This is a genomic window from Streptomyces sp. NBRC 110028 (genome assembly GCF_001417735.1).
In the GTDB taxonomy this organism is placed as follows: Bacteria; Actinomycetota; Actinomycetes; order Streptomycetales; family Streptomycetaceae; genus Streptomyces.
In genome coordinates, this window is record NZ_BBUZ01000043.1 from 80,304 (window position 1) to 96,601 (window position 16,298).

General features: G+C 70.8%; 15 protein-coding genes. 9 read left to right on the forward strand and 6 right to left on the reverse strand.

Annotation, left to right across the window (positions count from 1 at the left end):
- Positions 1 to 70: 70 nt before the first annotated feature.
- Complete coding sequence (locus ASC60_RS32650) at positions 71 to 1,069, reverse strand: inorganic phosphate transporter (protein ID WP_055557301.1); 999 nt, start codon at positions 1,067 to 1,069, stop codon at positions 71 to 73.
- A gap of 8 nt (positions 1,070 to 1,077) precedes the next feature.
- The gene (locus ASC60_RS32655; RefSeq protein ID WP_055557302.1) at positions 1,078 to 1,698 is read right to left on the reverse strand and encodes a DUF47 domain-containing protein; all 621 of its coding nucleotides are present in this window, start codon (positions 1,696 to 1,698) and stop codon (positions 1,078 to 1,080) included.
- Between the two features lie 192 nt (positions 1,699 to 1,890).
- Here ASC60_RS32655 and ASC60_RS32660 point away from each other — a divergent pair, with 192 nt between their 5' ends.
- Complete coding sequence (locus tag ASC60_RS32660; RefSeq protein ID WP_055557303.1) at positions 1,891 to 2,280, forward strand: metal-sensitive transcriptional regulator; 390 nt, start codon at positions 1,891 to 1,893, stop codon at positions 2,278 to 2,280.
- Between the two features lie 57 nt (positions 2,281 to 2,337).
- Here ASC60_RS32660 and ASC60_RS42400 read toward each other — a convergent pair whose 3' ends face one another.
- Complete coding sequence (locus ASC60_RS42400) at positions 2,338 to 2,658, reverse strand: hypothetical protein (protein ID WP_199831110.1); 321 nt, start codon at positions 2,656 to 2,658, stop codon at positions 2,338 to 2,340.
- A gap of 153 nt (positions 2,659 to 2,811) precedes the next feature.
- Positions 2,812 to 3,714: a hypothetical protein gene (locus ASC60_RS32670; protein ID WP_055557304.1), complete on the reverse strand. Its 903-nt coding sequence runs from the start codon at positions 3,712 to 3,714 to the stop codon at positions 2,812 to 2,814.
- A 385-nt stretch (positions 3,715 to 4,099) separates the two neighbouring features.
- Here ASC60_RS32670 and ASC60_RS32675 point away from each other — a divergent pair, with 385 nt between their 5' ends.
- Positions 4,100 to 5,689 carry an FAD-binding oxidoreductase gene (locus ASC60_RS32675; protein WP_055557305.1) on the forward strand — a complete coding sequence of 530 codons (1,590 nt, stop codon included), beginning with the start codon at positions 4,100 to 4,102 and terminating at the stop codon, positions 5,687 to 5,689.
- 145 nt (positions 5,690 to 5,834) lie between these two features.
- Here the strand turns inward: ASC60_RS32675 and ASC60_RS32680 are convergent, their stop codons facing one another.
- Both ASC60_RS32680 and ASC60_RS32685 read right to left on the reverse strand, forming a co-directional pair.
- Positions 5,835 to 6,548: a phosphatase PAP2 family protein gene (locus ASC60_RS32680; RefSeq protein ID WP_055557306.1), complete on the reverse strand. Its 714-nt coding sequence runs from the start codon at positions 6,546 to 6,548 to the stop codon at positions 5,835 to 5,837.
- A 214-nt stretch (positions 6,549 to 6,762) separates the two neighbouring features.
- The gene (locus ASC60_RS32685) at positions 6,763 to 7,770 is read right to left on the reverse strand and encodes a bifunctional lytic transglycosylase/C40 family peptidase (protein WP_055557320.1); all 1,008 of its coding nucleotides are present in this window, start codon (positions 7,768 to 7,770) and stop codon (positions 6,763 to 6,765) included.
- Between the two features lie 194 nt (positions 7,771 to 7,964).
- Here ASC60_RS32685 and ASC60_RS32690 point away from each other — a divergent pair, with 194 nt between their 5' ends.
- The 7 genes from ASC60_RS32690 to ASC60_RS42405 all read left to right on the forward strand — a co-directional run bounded on the left by ASC60_RS32690 (position 7,965) and on the right by ASC60_RS42405 (position 16,206).
- Entirely contained in the window at positions 7,965 to 8,183 is a 219-nt protein-coding gene (locus tag ASC60_RS32690) for a DUF397 domain-containing protein (RefSeq protein WP_055557307.1), read from the forward strand.
- Between the two features lie 239 nt (positions 8,184 to 8,422).
- Complete coding sequence (locus tag ASC60_RS32695) at positions 8,423 to 8,731, forward strand: hypothetical protein (protein ID WP_014053889.1); 309 nt, start codon at positions 8,423 to 8,425, stop codon at positions 8,729 to 8,731.
- 310 nt (positions 8,732 to 9,041) lie between these two features.
- The gene (locus tag ASC60_RS32700; protein WP_055557308.1) at positions 9,042 to 9,938 is read left to right on the forward strand and encodes a hypothetical protein; all 897 of its coding nucleotides are present in this window, start codon (positions 9,042 to 9,044) and stop codon (positions 9,936 to 9,938) included.
- A complete protein-coding gene (locus tag ASC60_RS32705) occupies positions 9,928 to 11,253 on the forward strand; it encodes a hypothetical protein (RefSeq protein WP_055557309.1) in 1,326 nt (441 codons plus the stop codon). Before ASC60_RS32700 ends, ASC60_RS32705 begins: the two co-directional genes overlap by 11 nt.
- Complete coding sequence (locus ASC60_RS32710; protein ID WP_055557310.1) at positions 11,250 to 12,812, forward strand: SCO6880 family protein; 1,563 nt, start codon at positions 11,250 to 11,252, stop codon at positions 12,810 to 12,812. Before ASC60_RS32705 ends, ASC60_RS32710 begins: the two co-directional genes overlap by 4 nt.
- 81 nt (positions 12,813 to 12,893) lie before the next feature.
- Positions 12,894 to 14,312 carry an ATP-binding protein gene (locus tag ASC60_RS32715; protein ID WP_055557311.1) on the forward strand — a complete coding sequence of 473 codons (1,419 nt, stop codon included), beginning with the start codon at positions 12,894 to 12,896 and terminating at the stop codon, positions 14,310 to 14,312.
- Position 14,313: 1 nt separating this feature from the next.
- Positions 14,314 to 16,206, forward strand: a complete 1,893-nt coding sequence (locus tag ASC60_RS42405) for a hypothetical protein (protein ID WP_063787257.1) — start codon at positions 14,314 to 14,316, stop codon at positions 16,204 to 16,206.
- Positions 16,207 to 16,298: the final 92 nt, after the last annotated feature.

Consider the following 16,298-nt stretch of genomic DNA (forward strand, 5'->3'; position numbering starts at 1 on the left):
ACCGCATGACGAAAGGGCCCGCCCCCGGCTCCCGGGGGCGGGCCCGCTTTCCGTATCCGCGCCGCGCGGGTCAGCCGAAGGCCAGGTCGACGATCCAGTAGCTGAGGGCGGCGACTCCGGCCGCCGCGGGCATGGTGATGAACCAGCCGAGGATGATGTTCTTCGCGACCCCCCAGCGCACCGCGTTCACGCGCTTGGTCGCCCCCACACCCATGATCGCCGAGGTGATGACATGGGTCGTCGAGATCGGCGCCTGGAACATGAACGACGCGGTGTACATGACCGAGGCCGCCGTCGTCTCGGCGGCGAAGCCCTGCGGCGGGTCCAGTTCGATGATCCGGCGGCCCAGGGTGCGCATGATGCGCCAGCCACCCGCGTACGTGCCGAGCGAGAGCATCGCGGCGCAGGCGATCTTCACCCACACCGGGATCGCGTCCCCCTGATCCTCGACACCGCCGATGACCAGGGCCATCACGACCACACCCATGGTCTTCTGGGCATCTTGCAGACCGTGTCCGAGCGCCATGGCGGCGGCCGACACGGTCTGTGCTATCCGGAAGCCGCGCTTGGCCTTGTGCGGGTTGGACTTACGGAACATCCAGAGGATGGCCACCATGACGAAGTAGCCCAGCACCAGGCCGACGACGGGCGAGATGACCATCGGGAGGACGACCTTCTCCACCACCCCGCTCCAGTGAACGGTGCTGGCACCGGCGAGCGCGGCGCCCACCAGGCCGCCGAACAGGGCGTGCGAGGAGGACGACGGCAGCCCGTAGTACCAGGTGACCATGTTCCAGGTGATCGCGCCGATCAACGCGGAAAACAGGATGATCATGCCCTGTTTGCCGGTCGGGGTGGCGATCAGGCCCTCACTGACCGTCTTGGCGACCCCGCTGCCCAGGAAGGCACCCGCGAGGTTCATCACCGCGGCCATCGCGAGGGCGGCCCGCGGGGTCAGGGCCCGGGTGGAGACCGAGGTGGCGATGGCGTTCGCCGAGTCGTGGAAGCCGTTGGTGTAGGTGAAGAAGAGCGCGACCGCGATGGTCACGACGAGCGCGAAGGTGTCCATGCCGGGGCTCAGGACTCCTTGACGGCGATGGTCTCGACCGTGTTGGCCACATGCTCGAAGGCGTCGGCCGCCTCTTCCAGCACATCCACGATCTGCTTGAGCTTGAGCACCTCCATCGCGTCGTACTTGCCGTTGAAGAGGTGGGCCAGCAGCTTGCGGTGGATCTGGTCGGCCTGGTTCTCCAGCCGGTTGACCTCGATCCAGTACTCCGTGAGGTTCGTCATGGTGCGCAGGTTCGGCATGGCCTCGGCGGTCAGCTCGGCCGCCCGCGCCAGCACCTCGATCTGCTGCTCGACACCCTTGGGCAGCTCATCGACCTGATAGAGGACGACCAGGTCGACGGCCTCCTCCATGAAGTCCATGATGTCGTCGAGGGACGAAGCGAGGGAGTAGATGTCCTCGCGGTCGAACGGCGTGATGAAGGAGGAGTTCAGCTGATGGAAGATCGCGTGCGTGGCGTCGTCCCCCGCATGCTCCGCGGCCCTCATCCGCTCGGCGATCTCGGAACGAGCGGCGGAGTCCGCCCCGAGCAGTTCCATCAGGAGCTTGGAGCCGGTCACGATGTTGTCCGCGGAGGCGGCGAACATGTCGTAGAAGCTCGTCTCCCTGGGGGTCAGACGAAAGCGCACTGGGGATCCTCGGGATGCGGCGGATGGGGACTCGACGATGCTAGGCGCATCTTCCGGCCACGGTAACCGGCGTCCCCAGTGTCGCCCATCGGGCAGGGTGCTCTTCACAGGGGCCTTGTTTGGCCGGAAAAGCCGTTACCATATACCCACCAGGGGTATATGCGCACCGATAGTGAACAACGGGAGGACGCCATGACCACCACGGCAGCCGGCACCACCACGCCCACCGGCGACCAGCGGGGCCAGGCGTCCGGCCAGGCTTCGTCTACCCACGGCGGCCACGGGTACGCCCACCAGAAGGACCAGCACCTGAAGCGGCTGCGCCGGATCGAAGGCCAGATCCGGGGTCTGCAACGGATGGTCGAGGAGGATGTCTACTGCATCGACATACTCACCCAGGTCTCAGCGAGCACCAAGGCCCTGCAGTCCTTCGCCCTCCAACTGCTCGAAGAGCACCTGCGGCACTGCGTCGCCAGCGCGGCCGTCGAGAGCGCCGCCAAGGAGGGCGGCGAAGGAGGGGACGAGGTGGACGCCAAGGTCGCCGAGGCGACGGCGGCCATCGCCCGGCTGCTGCGCACCTGAGGACGTCCGCGGATCCGGGGTTCACCCCCGGGCCCGACACCGCTCCGGGGGACGGGCCTATCGGGCGTCCGGAGCGCCGGCTTCGGGCAGGCCGGTTTCCGGCAGGCCGGTTTCCGGACGGTCGGTTTCCGGACGGTCGGTTTCCGGACGGTCGGCCTTCCGCGCCTTCGAGTGGTCGGCCGAATCTGATCGCTCTGATGACCGGTCCGACGATCGCCCTGATGACCGGTCGGATGACCGGTCGGATGACCGGCGGGCTGATCGGTCGGTCTCCACCCGGAGCACTTCGTCGATGCGGTCCGGACTGAGCCTGTCCTCGACCGCGCTCGCCGCAGCGATCATCAGTTCACCGTAGAGATCGATCTCGACGAGGGCCACGGGGTCCGGGCCCGGAGAGCCGCGACGCGCAACCACGTGTTTCACCTCCTCCTGCGAGCACCTTCGAGCAGCAGCTTCCCAGCGTAGGGATCGGTACACACTCCGCGCATGGCACGGATGGGCCATTTCGAAGGACAGAGCGGGCCCCTCCGACTACTTCTGAGGCGATCCGACCTTTCCTGCGTAGATATCCGCGGGCTTGGGGAGCCGAACGGCGGCCGCCACCCCGAAGTCGTACAGCTCCGTCGTCGAGGCGACCCCCACCGCCCGCCGCCCGTCCGCGCCCCCGGGGGGCCGGGTACCGCTCGCCCGGCTGGTCACCGTGAAGCGGTGCCGCACCTCGCGCAGCCGCCCCAGCCCGTCCAGATACGCGTCGAACGGCACCAGCGGGTCGGTGAACCCCTTCGCCGCGGCCCGCAACGGCCCCCGTACGCCGGGGGAGGCCACCTGGGCGGCCCGGCCGATGTCCGTGGTGCCGCGGTAGTGCCGCACCAGGGCGCCGTCCAGCCCCTCCTGTCCGACCAGGCTCGCCCGCCGTACGCCGCGCAGCAGTTCGGCGGCGGTCAGCGGATCGGTCGCCCCACCGGTGACCAGATTGCCGTCCGGAATGCCCGCCGTGTCCACCCGTACCCATTTGTCGCTGGGGATGCCCGCGCCGCGGTTGCGCATGAAGAGGGCACCGGACGCCAGCAGTTCGGTGATCGGCCCGTGCTCGGCCGCGCCCGTCGCGTCCCTCGGCAGCACCAGCCGCAGCCGCCCCCGCCGCTGCTCGAAGTCGTACGCCCCGCGGCCCTCGATCGACACCCGGGTGCCGCCGGTCGCCGTCTCCAGGGTCGTCCGCACCCGTGAACTCCCCGAGCTCACCAGCACATCCGCGGCCTGCCGCAGCACGGCGACCGCGGCCGCCGCCCCGGGGGCACCGCCCGGGCGCTCGTCCGCCACCGTCTGGGACGAGCAGCCGCTGACGGTCGCCAGCAGCCCGGCCAGCAGACCACCCGCCACGCACCCGGCGACCGCCCTCGCCCGTCTCCTTCCACCGCGTCGCTGAACCACCATCGACCGTCGACCCCCTGGCCACGCTCGTCCACGCCTTGATACTTGTTCGTTTAACGACCCGTTCCGGCCGCCCGTCACGGCCCGGTAGCGTGGTCATGTGCTCGACTCAGGTGACACAGGCCCCGGCCAAGCCCGCACCACCACCGTGGAGAAGGGGGCCTTCTGCCTCGCCCGATGCACCTGCGGCTGGACCGGTCCGGCCCGCCGCGCCCGGTCCATGGCCCGCGACGACGCCAGTGCCCATACGACGGACCGTCATTCTTCCGCCACAGACGGAACCCCGCCGCCCGGCATGCCCTCTGACCAGGAGACCGGGCGGCGAACGCGGTAACGGCGGTGGCCCGGTCGACCGGAGGGGCAAGGTCGACAGGGAGGGGACACCGTCATGGACCGGCGGAAACTGCTGGCAGCGAGCGCGGGGCTGGCGTCCACGGCCACCTGGGCCGCGGCATGCGGCAGCAACAGCACGACGGGTCACGCCGCCGGCGGCGTGACCTCCCTCGACGCCGTCTCGACCAGCCGGTTCACGGCGCGCGACGGCAAGCCGAAGGCCGCGGACTGGACCGCGCTCGGCACGGCGCTGCACGGCGACCTGGTGCGCCCCGGCGACGCCGACTACACCTCCGCCAGCCGCCTGTACAACACCCGCTTCGACCGTCTGCGGCCCGCCGGTGTCGCCTATATAGGCAATACGTCCGACATCGTCGCATGCCTGGACTTCGCCCGGCGCCATGGCACCCCCGTCGCCATCCGCAACGGCGGCCACAGCTACGCGGGTTATTCCAGCGGCGACGGCCGCCTGGTCATCGACGTCTCCGCACTCGACTCCATCCGCACCACCACGGGCGAAGCCCGCATCGGCGGCGGCGCCAAGCTCATCGACGTCTACACCCGGCTCGGCGCCCACGGCGTCACCGTCCCCGGTGGCTCCTGCCCGACCGTCGGCATCTCCGGGCTCACCCTCGGCGGCGGCCACGGCGTGGTCTCCCGGGCGTACGGGCTCACCTCCGACCACCTCACCGGCGCGACCCTCGTCACCGCCGCGGGCAAGACCCTCCAGGTCTCCAAGGACCGCGAACCCGACCTCTTCTGGGCGCTGCGCGGCGCGGGCGGCGGCAACTTCGGCGTCGTCACCGAGCTGCGCTTCCGTACCCGCAAGCCCGGCGACGGCGTCACCGCCTATATGTCCTGGCCCTGGTCGAAGGCGGCCAAGGTGCTTCAGTCCTGGCAGAAGTGGGGCCCCGACCAGCCCGACGAGATCTGGTCGGCGCTGCACCTGTCGGCCGCCCCCGGCCACACCCCCACCGTCTCCATCAGCTGCTTCTCGCTCGGCACCTACGGCGACCTGCAGAACGCGGTGGACCGGCTCGCCGACGGCCCCGGCGGCCCCGGCCCCGCCTCCCGGGTGACCCTGCGCCGCCGGGGGTACGTCGACGCGATGCGCATGTACGCGGGATGCGGCGACACCTCGGCCACCCGCTGCCATCTGCCCGGCGACAAGCCCGGCCGCAGCGCCGACGGGGTGCTGACGCGGGAGACGTACGCGGCCCGGTCCGACTTCTTCGACCGCTCGCTGAGCCAGGCGGGGGTGCGCGCGATGCTCGACCAGGTCGAGCGCTTCGGGCGGCGCACCAGCGGCGGCGGCGCGGTCAGCGTCGCGCTCACCGCGCTCGGCGGCGCCGTGAACCGCGTCGACCCGAAGGCCACCGCGTTCGTCCACCGCCGCTCGCGGTTCCTCGCGCAGTACACCGCGTCCTGGGCGGCGGGCGGCGCGGGCGCCCCGCAGAACGCCTGGCTGGACCAGGCGCACACGGCGATGCGGCGCTACGCCTCCGGGGCGGCGTACCAGAACTACACCGACGCCACGCTCAAGGACTGGCGCTCGGCGTACTACGGATCCGGCGCGGACCGGCTGGCGGCGCTGAAGAAGCGTTACGACCCGAACCGGCTCTTCGACTTCCCACAGGCGCTGTGACCGGGCGGGGCTGTGACGGGCGGGCGCTGTGACGGGCGGGCCCGCCGGCGCGCCCCGTCCCTCCGTCCCCCCGTCCCCTTTGACGCCACCTTCTATGAACGACGGGCGGCCCGGCCTGATGCCGTGCCGCCCGTCGACAGGTGTGTCAGGCCGCGAGGTCCTTGCTGCCGCGCTCCGAGCCCGGCGACCGGGCCTCGGGGAACTCCGGGACCTCCTCGCCCGCCGCGGCGGCCGGAGCGGGGCGCCCGGCCCGTATCAGCCAGGAGGCCCGCGACCCGGCGATCGTCGTGGTGAGCGGCGTCAGCAGCATCATCGCGAGCGGCGCGAGCAGCAGCGCGACCGCCGTTCCCAGCGCGAACCCGCCGACCACGTCGGTCGGATAGTGCACGCCCATGTAGACGCGGCAGAAGCCCTCGAGCAGCGCGAGCCCGATCGCGGCCAGCCCGTACCGCCGGTGGGCCATGAAGATGCCCACGGCGAGCCCCATGGTCAGCGTCGCGTGATCGCTGACGAAGGAGAAGTCGGTCTTGCCCGCCACCAGGACGTCGAGCCCCTGATGGTCCCGGAACGGCCGCGGGCGCTGGACGAAGCCGCGGATCGGGATGTTGGCGATCAGCGCGAGCCCGGCGGCCAGCGGCGCCCACATCAGCCCGGCGACCGCCGACGGCGCGTCCTGCGGCCGCTTGCGCACGCTCCACCAGGCGCCGAGGCCCACCAGGGCGAGCCCGATGACGATCCCGTACTCGCCGACGAACTCCATCACGCGGTCGAACCAGTGCGGGGCGTCCTTGGCGAGCCCGTTGATGTCGTAGAGAAGGCTGACATCGGGGTTCGACCCGTCCAGTGCGAGTCCAGCCATGTGCCGCGGCCCCTTATCTCTCACCTGTCGCTACGTACAGCTGCCGACCCCCGTGATTCCCCACGACCGACGGTCCCGGCGTGCGATCGCCGAGCGGTGTGCGCCGGTCCACTTCCAGGAAACGCCCTTATTCCGCCAGGCGTTCCGTTCGCTACCCAACGATCACCGGGACGTTATCGAAGGGTGACCCATCGCCGCAGCTCAGAGGGAATCCTCAGGCCGTGCCGGGATCGGGCAGCGCTTTTGCGCCATCCTGCGTCACCCGCGTCGCCCCGATGTAGTCCGGGGAGTCGATGGGGTCGAAACGGATCACCGCACCAGTGTAGGGCGCGTTGATCATCTTCCCGCCGCCCACGTAGATCCCCACGTGGTGAATGGATCTCGGGTCGTTCAGGTCGTACGCGAAGAAGACCAGATCCCCGGGGAGCAGCTCGTCGCGCTTGGGATGCGGCCCGGCGTTCCACTGGTCGTTGGCGACGCGCGGCAGCTCGATCCCCACCGTCTTGTACGCCGCCTTCGTCAGCCCCGAGCAGTCGAACCGCCCGTCCTGGTCCGGGGTGCCGTTACCGCCCCACAGATAGGGCTTCCCGAGCTGCTTCTGCGCGAAGTAGATCGCCGCCGCCGACTGCCGCGACGGCTGCACGGTCCGCGTGGGTGCCTCGAAGCTCTTGGCCAGCGTGGTGATGGTCTTCACGTAGTTCTGGGTCTCGCGGTACGGCGGCACGCCGTTGTACTTGAGCACGGCGTACGCGCCCGCGTTGTAGGACGCCAGCATGTTGTGCGTCAGATTGCCCGGTACGTCCTTCACGTACTTCGCGAGGGAGCAGTCGTAGGCGGCCGCGGACGGAATCGCGTCGTTCGGATTCCAGATGTCCCGCTTGCCGTCCTTGTCGCCGTCCACCCCGTGCGACGCCCAGGTGGCGGGAATGAACTGGGCCAGCCCCTTGGCGTTGGCCGGGCTCTGCGCCTTCGCGTTCCAGCCGCTCTCCTGGTAGAGCTGCGCGGCGAGCAGGGCCGGGTTGAGCGCGGGGCAGGAGTTCCCGTACCGCTGGATCAGCGGCGCGTACGAGGCCGGGACAGCACCCTTCGCCAGACCGACGCTGGTGCCCCCGCCACCGCCCGCGAGATTCGCGGCGACCAAGTAGGTGCCGAGAACGAGCAGGACGACGAAGGAAAAACAGACTCCGATACCGACACTGACACCCAGCCAGACCTTACGCACCCGGCCATCCTCCCCCATCAGCCCGCAGTACGAACGCGTTTCCGTACGCACGGCGAAAATCAGCCGCTCGCCAGCCGAAATCCTACGGCCAACCGCCGCCGCGTGCTCCCTGCGCCCCCTCCGCGCGCCCCGTGGAACGCGTAAAGTCCGGCCCGTCCGAGCACCTGACACCCCATGAACCCCGAGGAACACGGATGACGCAGCTGGACTGGCAGCGGGCCTCGACCGGCGAGGACGAGGAGGCGGGCGCCTACCTGGAGGTGGCCGCGGGTCCCGACGGCCGGATCTACATGCGCGAGAGCAACGACCCGGAGACCGTCGTCGTCACCACCCAGGCCAAGTGGGAGGCGTTCCTCAAGGGGGTCAAGGCGGGTGAGTTCGACGACTTCGCGGAGGAGCCCGCGGAGGAATGAGGGGTTCGGCTACCGATCGTTGCCCGGCGCCCACCCGCGTGATACACAGAGTAACCAAAGGGCGCCTGATGGACACGGCTCGCCCTCCTGCCAGGTCACCGTGGTCCACAACACGTACGAGATCCGCCAAGAAATGCCGCCCAGTCGGCATGCGGAAGCGGATTCGTCAGCGAAGATAGAGACTGACCCACGCCGACCGGCGGGGCACATAACTACCCATAAGGGGCGGTGAGTTCACTATGTTTCTAGCGGCCGAAAAGGGCGACATCAACACCATCATCGGCGGAATCGCCCCAGACTGGGGCCCCTTCGGAAGCCTGGGCAGCGAGGCCCGCGTCATGATCGAGGTCGTCATGGCCGTCGCGCTGCTGCTGTGCTTCGGCATCGCGATCTGGGGCGCGGCCAAGCAGCGCATCGGCGCGACCGCGCTGCGCGACACCTTCAGCGCGGAGCAGGGCAAGGGCCTGATCGTCGCGGGGCTGACCGGTGTGTTCATCATCGGCTCGCTGGGCACGCTCTTCACGATCGTGTACGGCATGGCCGTCTAGCCACGCCCCCGCACCGCCCCGGCCCGCGCCCCCGCACACCGGAGCCGCCCCCCGCGCGCCGCGCGCGCCCCCACCCCCGAGCCTCCGCCCCCGATCCCCCCTACCGGCCCCACCCTCCGTACCCGAGGCTGCTTCCTGATGCCCGCTATGCCCGCTCCCGTCGCTCCCGTCGCCGAGGTCGTGTCAGTCTGATGTCCACTCACACCACCACGCCCACACCTCGGTCCACGCCGCTACCGTCGTACCAGCGTGGCGGAAGAGCGACCACGGACGGCGGCAGGGTCGGCACGGTTGAAGGGGCGAGCACACGATGAGTCTCGGCGGCGACGGCGGCTACGGCGGTGACTACGACTACGACGGCCACGACACCGGCCGCACCCGCGGCACGGCCTCCGGCGGCCACCTGACGCGCACGCGCCTACCGGAAGGCGACGAGGACCCCTACGGCCCGCCCCGCCGCGGCCCCGGCCGGGCGGGCAAGCCGAGCCGCAACCTGATCACGGTCGTCGGGGTCGTCGTCCTGCTCCTCGCCGCCATCGCCTTCGTCAACCGCGGCGGCCAGGACGACGGCGGCTCGTCCGACGCGGACTCCGGCGGCTCCAACGCCAACGCCCAGCCCACCGCCCCCACCGGCACCCGCCCGGTCACCGGCAAGAACGGCACGACGGGCATCGCGTCGGGCTTCGCGAGGTCCCAGCAGGGGGCGCAGAGCGCGGCGGCGAACTACGCGGTGGCGCTGAGCTCGGCCGACATGTTCAACCGCGACAGTCGCCACGACCTCCTGCCCCAGATCTTCACCAGCGCGGCAGCGGCCCCGCTCCAGACCAAGCTCGACAAGGCGTACTCCGCCGACTCCCTCGAGAAGATCGGCCTGGACGCGAACGGCAAGGCACCCGACGGCATGACCTACATCTCGCGTACCGCCCCCATGGGAACGAAGGTCTCAAAGTTCACGAACACCACGGCGACGGTGGCGGTGTGGTGCACAGGGGTGTTCGGTACGGCGGGGGAAGGTTCGAAGAATCCGGTCACCAATGACTGGTTCACCCTGACGCTCAAGCTCCGCTGGGCGAAGAACGACTGGAAGACCGAGGCCTACTCGCAGAAGGACGGCCCAGCACCCGTCAACAGCGACCGCACCGCGTCCACGGCCGATGAGATCGCCAAGGCAGTCGAGCAGTACGGAGCGTTCACCTATGCCCGCTAGCCTCCGCCGTTGCGCTCTCGTGCTCACCGGTGCCGTCGCGTCCGTACAGACGGCGATCATTCTCCTGGCCAGTCGTGCTGTCGCCGCGCCGTCGCCCACTCCCAGCCCGGCGGAAGACGGTCATTGTGGCGACATCATCGGCCCTGCCCCATGCGGGGACGGGTCCGGCGGCTCAGGCGCCCCTTCCGACCCGTCGAACCCCCTCGACCCCGCCGCCTCCCTCGCCCGCGGCTGCGCCGATGCCGCCTCATGGCTCGTCGGCAAGCTCTCGAAGCTCGTCAAGGAGACGGCGAACGTCGACTTCACCAACGAGGCCTTCCTCCGCCAGTACGCCGTCGTCTTCGCCGCCTCGACCGTCCTGACCCTCGTCCTCTGGCTCCTCGCCGTCGCCAAGCGCGCCATCCGCGGCGTCCCGCTCGGCGAGGCGCTCTCCGAGGCCATCGGCTTCCTGTGGCTGACGGTCCTGGCCTCCGCCTTCACCCCGCTCATCCTCTATACGGTCGTCACCGCCACCGACGCCGTCACGGACGCCATCGCCTCCGGCACCGGTGCCGACAACGACGCCTTCTTCGGATCGTTCGCCCAGGCCCTCAAGCGGGACGAGGACATCGGCGGCGGCCCCATCATGCTCATCGTCGTGTCGCTCGTGACGATCCTCGCCGCCGGTGTGCTCTGTCTGGAGCTGGTCATCCGCGCGGCCCTGCTCTACGTCGGCGCCCTGCTCGGTACGGCCGTCTACGCGGGCCTCGTCGACAAGAACATGTGGGGGCACGTCCGCCGCTGGGCCGGGATCATGATCGCGGTGATTCTCGTCAAGCCGGTCATCGTGATAGTCCTCGCCCTGGCTGGCGCGCTCTCCACCTCCGGTAACGAGCCCGAAGCCTTCTCGGCCGTCGTCTCCGGCCTCTCGATCATCATCCTCGCCATCTTCGCCAGCGCGATGATCTACCGCTTCGTGCCCGGTTTCGGCGACGAGATCGTCAAGGCCCGCAGCGCCAGCGCCGATCCCGCCTCCCGCCAGGCCGCCGCCGTCATCAGCTCGCCCGCGGCCCTGGTGAAGCAGGGCATCAACACCCACAGTGCCCGCGGCGGGGGCGACGGCGGAGGCGGCGGTGCCCGCCCGGGTCAGGCCAAGCCCGCCAACCCCGTATCCGGCGGCGTCGCCGCGCACAGCTCCCGCGGCGGCGGGGGCGGCAGCGGCGGGGGCGCCTCCGGCGCCAGCCGCACCGGCAACTCCGGAGGCGGCGGGTCCGCTCCCACCCCTCGTTCGCAGAACAACAGCTCAGGCAACAACCCGGGAGGTGACCAGCGGTGACGGTCGATGCCCAGTCCCACGCCATCGCACCGCGCCGCACATATCTGATCGGCCGTGCCCGCCCCAACGCGATCGTCGGCAAGAACCGCGAGACCGGTGAGATCGCGCTGATCATCGCGGGCGCGTTCATCGGGATGATGTGCGGGCTGCTGGTGCCGATGCTGACGCTGCGCATCGTCGCCCTGGTCGGCTTCCCGACCCTCGCGCTGGCCGCCGTGTACGTGCCGTACAACGGGCGCACGTTCTACCGCTGGTTCGAGATCAACCGTTCGTACCGGCGCAGCGTCCGCAAGGGCACCACCGGCTATCGCTCCGCTGCCGCCGAGGCCGGCACCCGGCTCGACGGCCGCGAGGTGGAGGTCGGGCCGCCCCCCGGCATCGGCCGGATCAACTGGCTGGCCGCGCCGTTCGGCCCGGACGAGATCGCCGTCCTGCTGCACGCCGACCGCCGCACGGTCACCGCCGCGATCGAGATCGAGGGCCCGGGCGTGGGCCTGCGGGACAGCGAGGACCAGGAGGCCCTGGTCGACCGGTTCGGCACGCTGCTCAAGCATGTGGCCAACGGCGACGGCTTCGTGACCCGGCTGCAGATGCTGGCCCGCACCCTCCCCGCCGACCCGGACGCGCACGCCAAGGACGTCGAGCGGCGCGGCGACACCGGCGCCCCGGGCTGGCTCAAGGACTCGTACGACCAGCTGCAGTCGATGGTGTCCACCTCCTCCGAGCAGCACCGCGCCTACCTCGTCGCCTGCATGCACTACACCCGCGACCTGGCTGCCGAGGCGCAGGCCATCGCGCGCGCCACCCGGCGCAGCGGCGGCGGCCGCCGGATCGACAAGGACGCCGGCCTGGCCGTGATCATGGCGCGTGAGCTGACCGACATCTGCGCGCGGCTCGCCGAGGCCGACATCCGGGTGCGTCAGCCCCTCGGGCAGGGGCGGCTGGCCTCGCTCATCCACTCCATGTACGACCCGGACCACCCCATCGACCACATCCAGGCGATGACCAAGCGCAACGCCTGGCCCGCCGAGCTGGACGCGATGGAGCCCACCTACCTCCAGGCGAAGACCCGCGAGTCCAGCACCCGCGAGCCCTGGTGCCACGCCACCGCATGGGTGAAGGAATGGCCCATGACGCCGGTCGGGGTGAACTTCCTCGCCCCGCTGCTCGTCCACACCCCCGATGTCATCCGTACGGTCGCCGTCTGCATGGACCTGGAGCCCACGGAGATCGCGATCGAGCGGATGCTGACCGAAAAGGTCAACGACGAGGCCGAGGCCAGCCGCGCCGCGAAGATGAACCGTACGGTGGACCCGCGCGACATCGCCGCGCACGGCCGGCTCGACCAGCGGGGCGAGGACCTGGCCAGCGGTGCCGCGGGCGTCAACCTGGTCGGCTACATCACCGTCTCCTCCCGCTCGCCGGAGGGGCTCGCCCGCGACAAGCGGACCATCCGGGCCTCGGCGGGGAAGAGCTATCTCAAGCTGGAGTGGTGCGACCGTGAGCACCACCGCGCTTTTGTGAACACGCTGCCGTTCGCGACCGGTATCCGCCGTTAGCCGACCGCAGCTGATCAGCTGATCGATAGCCGTCAAAGACGACCTTGAGACGACTGGGACTGGGACGATAGGGGCTCCGCCGTGGCCGATCCGATGACCGCCGTCACCGACGCGTTCACCAGCTTTCTGTTCGGGAAGGTGGAGACGATTCGGCTGCCGGTCCGTACGTCCACGGGGCAGGCGCAGGCCGTCTACCTCCCGACAGCGGCCCCCGGCCTCGGCGACTCGGGCGTCATCATCGGGCGCGAGGTGTACTCCGGGAAGGGCTACATCTACGACCCGTTCCAGCTGTACGGCCAGCAGCTGCCCGCCCCGCACTGGCTGGTGCTCGGGGAGTCCGGCAATGGCAAGTCGGCCCTGGAGAAGACGTACGTACTGCGTCAGCTCCGGTTCCGCGACCGCCAGGTGGTGGTGCTGGACGCGCAGGGCGAGGACGGCGTCGGCGAGTGGAACCTGATCGCCCAGGAGCTGGGGATAACGCCCATCCGGCTCGACCCGATGGCGGCCCTGGACGGCGGCATCCGGCTCAACCCCCTGGACCCGTCGATCACGACGACCGGTCAGCTGGCCCTGCTCCGCACGATCATCGAGGTCGCGATGGGGCACGGGCTCGACGAGCGCTCCGGATTCGCCCTCAAGGTCTCGCACGCCTACGTCAACGAGACCATCACCGACCGCCAGCCCGTACTGACCGACATCGTCGAGCAGCTGCGCCACCCGGAGCCGGAGTCGGCCGAGGCGATGAACGTCGACCTGGACGACGTACGGGCCTGGGGCCTGGACGTCGCCCTGGTGCTGGACCGGCTGGTCGACGGTGACCTGCGCGGCATGTTCGACGGTCCGACCACGGCCGGAATCGATCTCGACGCGCCGCTCATCGTCTTCGACCTGTCCCATATCGACCGCAACTCGATCGCGATGCCCATCCTCATGGCCATCGTGGGTGTCTGGCTGGAGCACACCTGGATCCGGCCCGACCGCAAGAAGCGCATCTTCCTGGTCGAAGAGGCCTGGCACATCATCAACTCGCCCTTCGTCGCCCAGCTCTTCCAGCGGCTGCTGAAGTTCGGCCGACGGCTCGGACTGTCCTTCGTCGCCGTCGTCCACCATCTGTCCGACGTCGTCGACGGCGCGGCGGCGCGCGAGGCCGCGGCGATCCTCAAGATGGCCTCGACCCGGACGATCTACGCCCAGAAGGCGGACGAGGCCCGGGCCACCGGGCGGGTGCTGGGCCTGCCCCGCTGGGCGGTCGAGATCATTCCGACGCTCTCGCCCGGTATCGCGGTCTGGGACGTCAACGGCAACGTACAGGTCGTCAAACACCTGATCACCGAGGCCGAGCGCCCCCTCGTCTACACCGACCGGGCAATGACCGAGGACGGGATCGCCGTCCAGCTGGCCGCCGAGGCAGAGGCCGAGGAGCGAGCGGCAGCGGCGGTCGAGGCCGCGGCGGAGGCGGAGCCCTACGGCGGTCCGTCGTACGGCTCCACGGTGGCCTGACATGACGGCGGGGCACTACCGCGGCGGACCCGCGGAGCACGGCGATCACGGAGGCCACGGAAGTCACGGAAGACCGCCGTCCCCCCAGGGCGGCATTCCGGACGGGCTGCTGCTCGGGCTCATCGCCTTTCTGCTGGGGCTGACCGTACTGATCTGGTCGGCGACCGGCCTGTCCGCACTCTTCGCGCACGGCGCCTGGCCGGACGGCCTCAGCTTCCTGCACACGCCCCTGGCGCTGCGCCACCTGGTGGAGGAGCCGCACAACCTGGCGGCGGCCTGGCCCGCCACACCGAAGACCCAGCTGTCCGGGTACGGACTGTTCTGGGGCGTCTTCATCAGCGAACTGATGGTGCTGATCGTGCTCGCGGTCTTCGCGATCGGCACGCTGACCCGCTACCGGCTGGTCCGCGCCAAGCGCCGCGCCGCCCGGACCCGGCCCCAGGCCCAGGCCACACCCGGCATCGCCGACGCTACGGACGCCGCCGACGGCACGGGTACGGAGCGGGCTCACGGCCCCGCGTACGCCCCCGAAGGCACCGCGTACCGGACGGCGCCCCCGGAAGCCCCCCACCCACCCGTCCACGGGACGGTGACGGGCCACGGCGGACCGGGGCACGGCGGACCCGGGCACGACCACATTCCGGCCGCCCGGCCCGAGGGGACCCCCGCGCCCGGCGCCCCCGGCGCTCGCGACGCGGTCACGGCGTATGGCAACGGCGCCCACCACCGCGGAACCCCGGTCGAGGCCATCGCCCCCGGCGCCGAGGGGCCGGTCGGCCTCCCAGCCCCCGCGTACGAGACGGCCGCCGGCCCCGGCCCGGTCACCCCGGAACCCACCGAGCCGGCCGCCCCGGCGCCCGCCCCCGGCGGCCTCCGGGGCCCCGCCTCGCCGCCACAGCCCGCCTCCGCCCCCGGCGCCGGCCTCGCCGCCGGACTGTTCGGCCCCGGCGGGGAACCGGCCCGGTCCCGCGTCCTCTTCGGCACCGAGCGCGGCGAAGCCGCCGCCCAGGCCATCCTGGAAGCGGTCGGCCCGGTTGTCGCCGTCACCAGCGATCCCGGCCTGTGGGCCGCGACGAAGGACGCCCGCGCCAAGTTCGGGCCCACCCACGTCTTCGACCCGTCCCACCTCCTCGACACCCCTGCCCGGCTGCGCTGGAACCCGGCGGACGACTGCGCTTCCCGCGAGGTCGCGGCCGCCCGTGCCGCCGCCCTGCTGGCCCCCGTACGCCCCGCGCACGCGATGGACCAGCCCATGGCACAGGCCGCGGAGACGATGCTGCGCTGCTGGCTGCACGCGGCCGCGGTGGACGGCCGTCCCTTCCGCCACGTACACCGCTGGGCACAGGGCAACTCGGCGCATGAGCCGGTACGGATCCTCCGTACGCATCCCAAGGCGGCGGGCGGCATGGCAGGCGAGCTGGAAGCCACCCTCACCGCGCACCCCGAACGCCGCGATACGGCCCAGGAACTCACAGCACGTGCGCTGGGCGCACTCTCGTCGATCCACATTCGGGACGCGTGCAATCCGGGGCGAGCCGACGCGCTCGCTCTGGAGTCATTCATCGGTGAAGGGGGAACCCTCTATCTGATGGGGGAATCCATCGAGGATCCCCGAACCCATCCGGGTGCGATGCCCTTGTTGACCGCACTCGCCTCGCACGTGGTCGAGCACGGCCGGCGCATGGCCGAACGGTCATCCTCCGGTCGGCTCGACCCACCACTGACCCTGGTGCTGGACGACGTGGCCGCCGTTGCGCCGCTGCCCGCCCTGCCGGACCTGCTGACCCAGGGCGCAGCCCTGGGCCTGCCCACGCTGGCCCTGATGCGCTCGCAGGAGCAGGCACGAGCCCGTTGGCCGCGCCACACCCTGACCGCCGGGCAGGAGCTGGGATAGCCGCACACCGCACCTGAGGCGATGGCCAGGGCCCGGGACAGGGACAGGGACAGGGACAGGGACAGGGAGAGCGCTGAACACGGAAGTGTTCC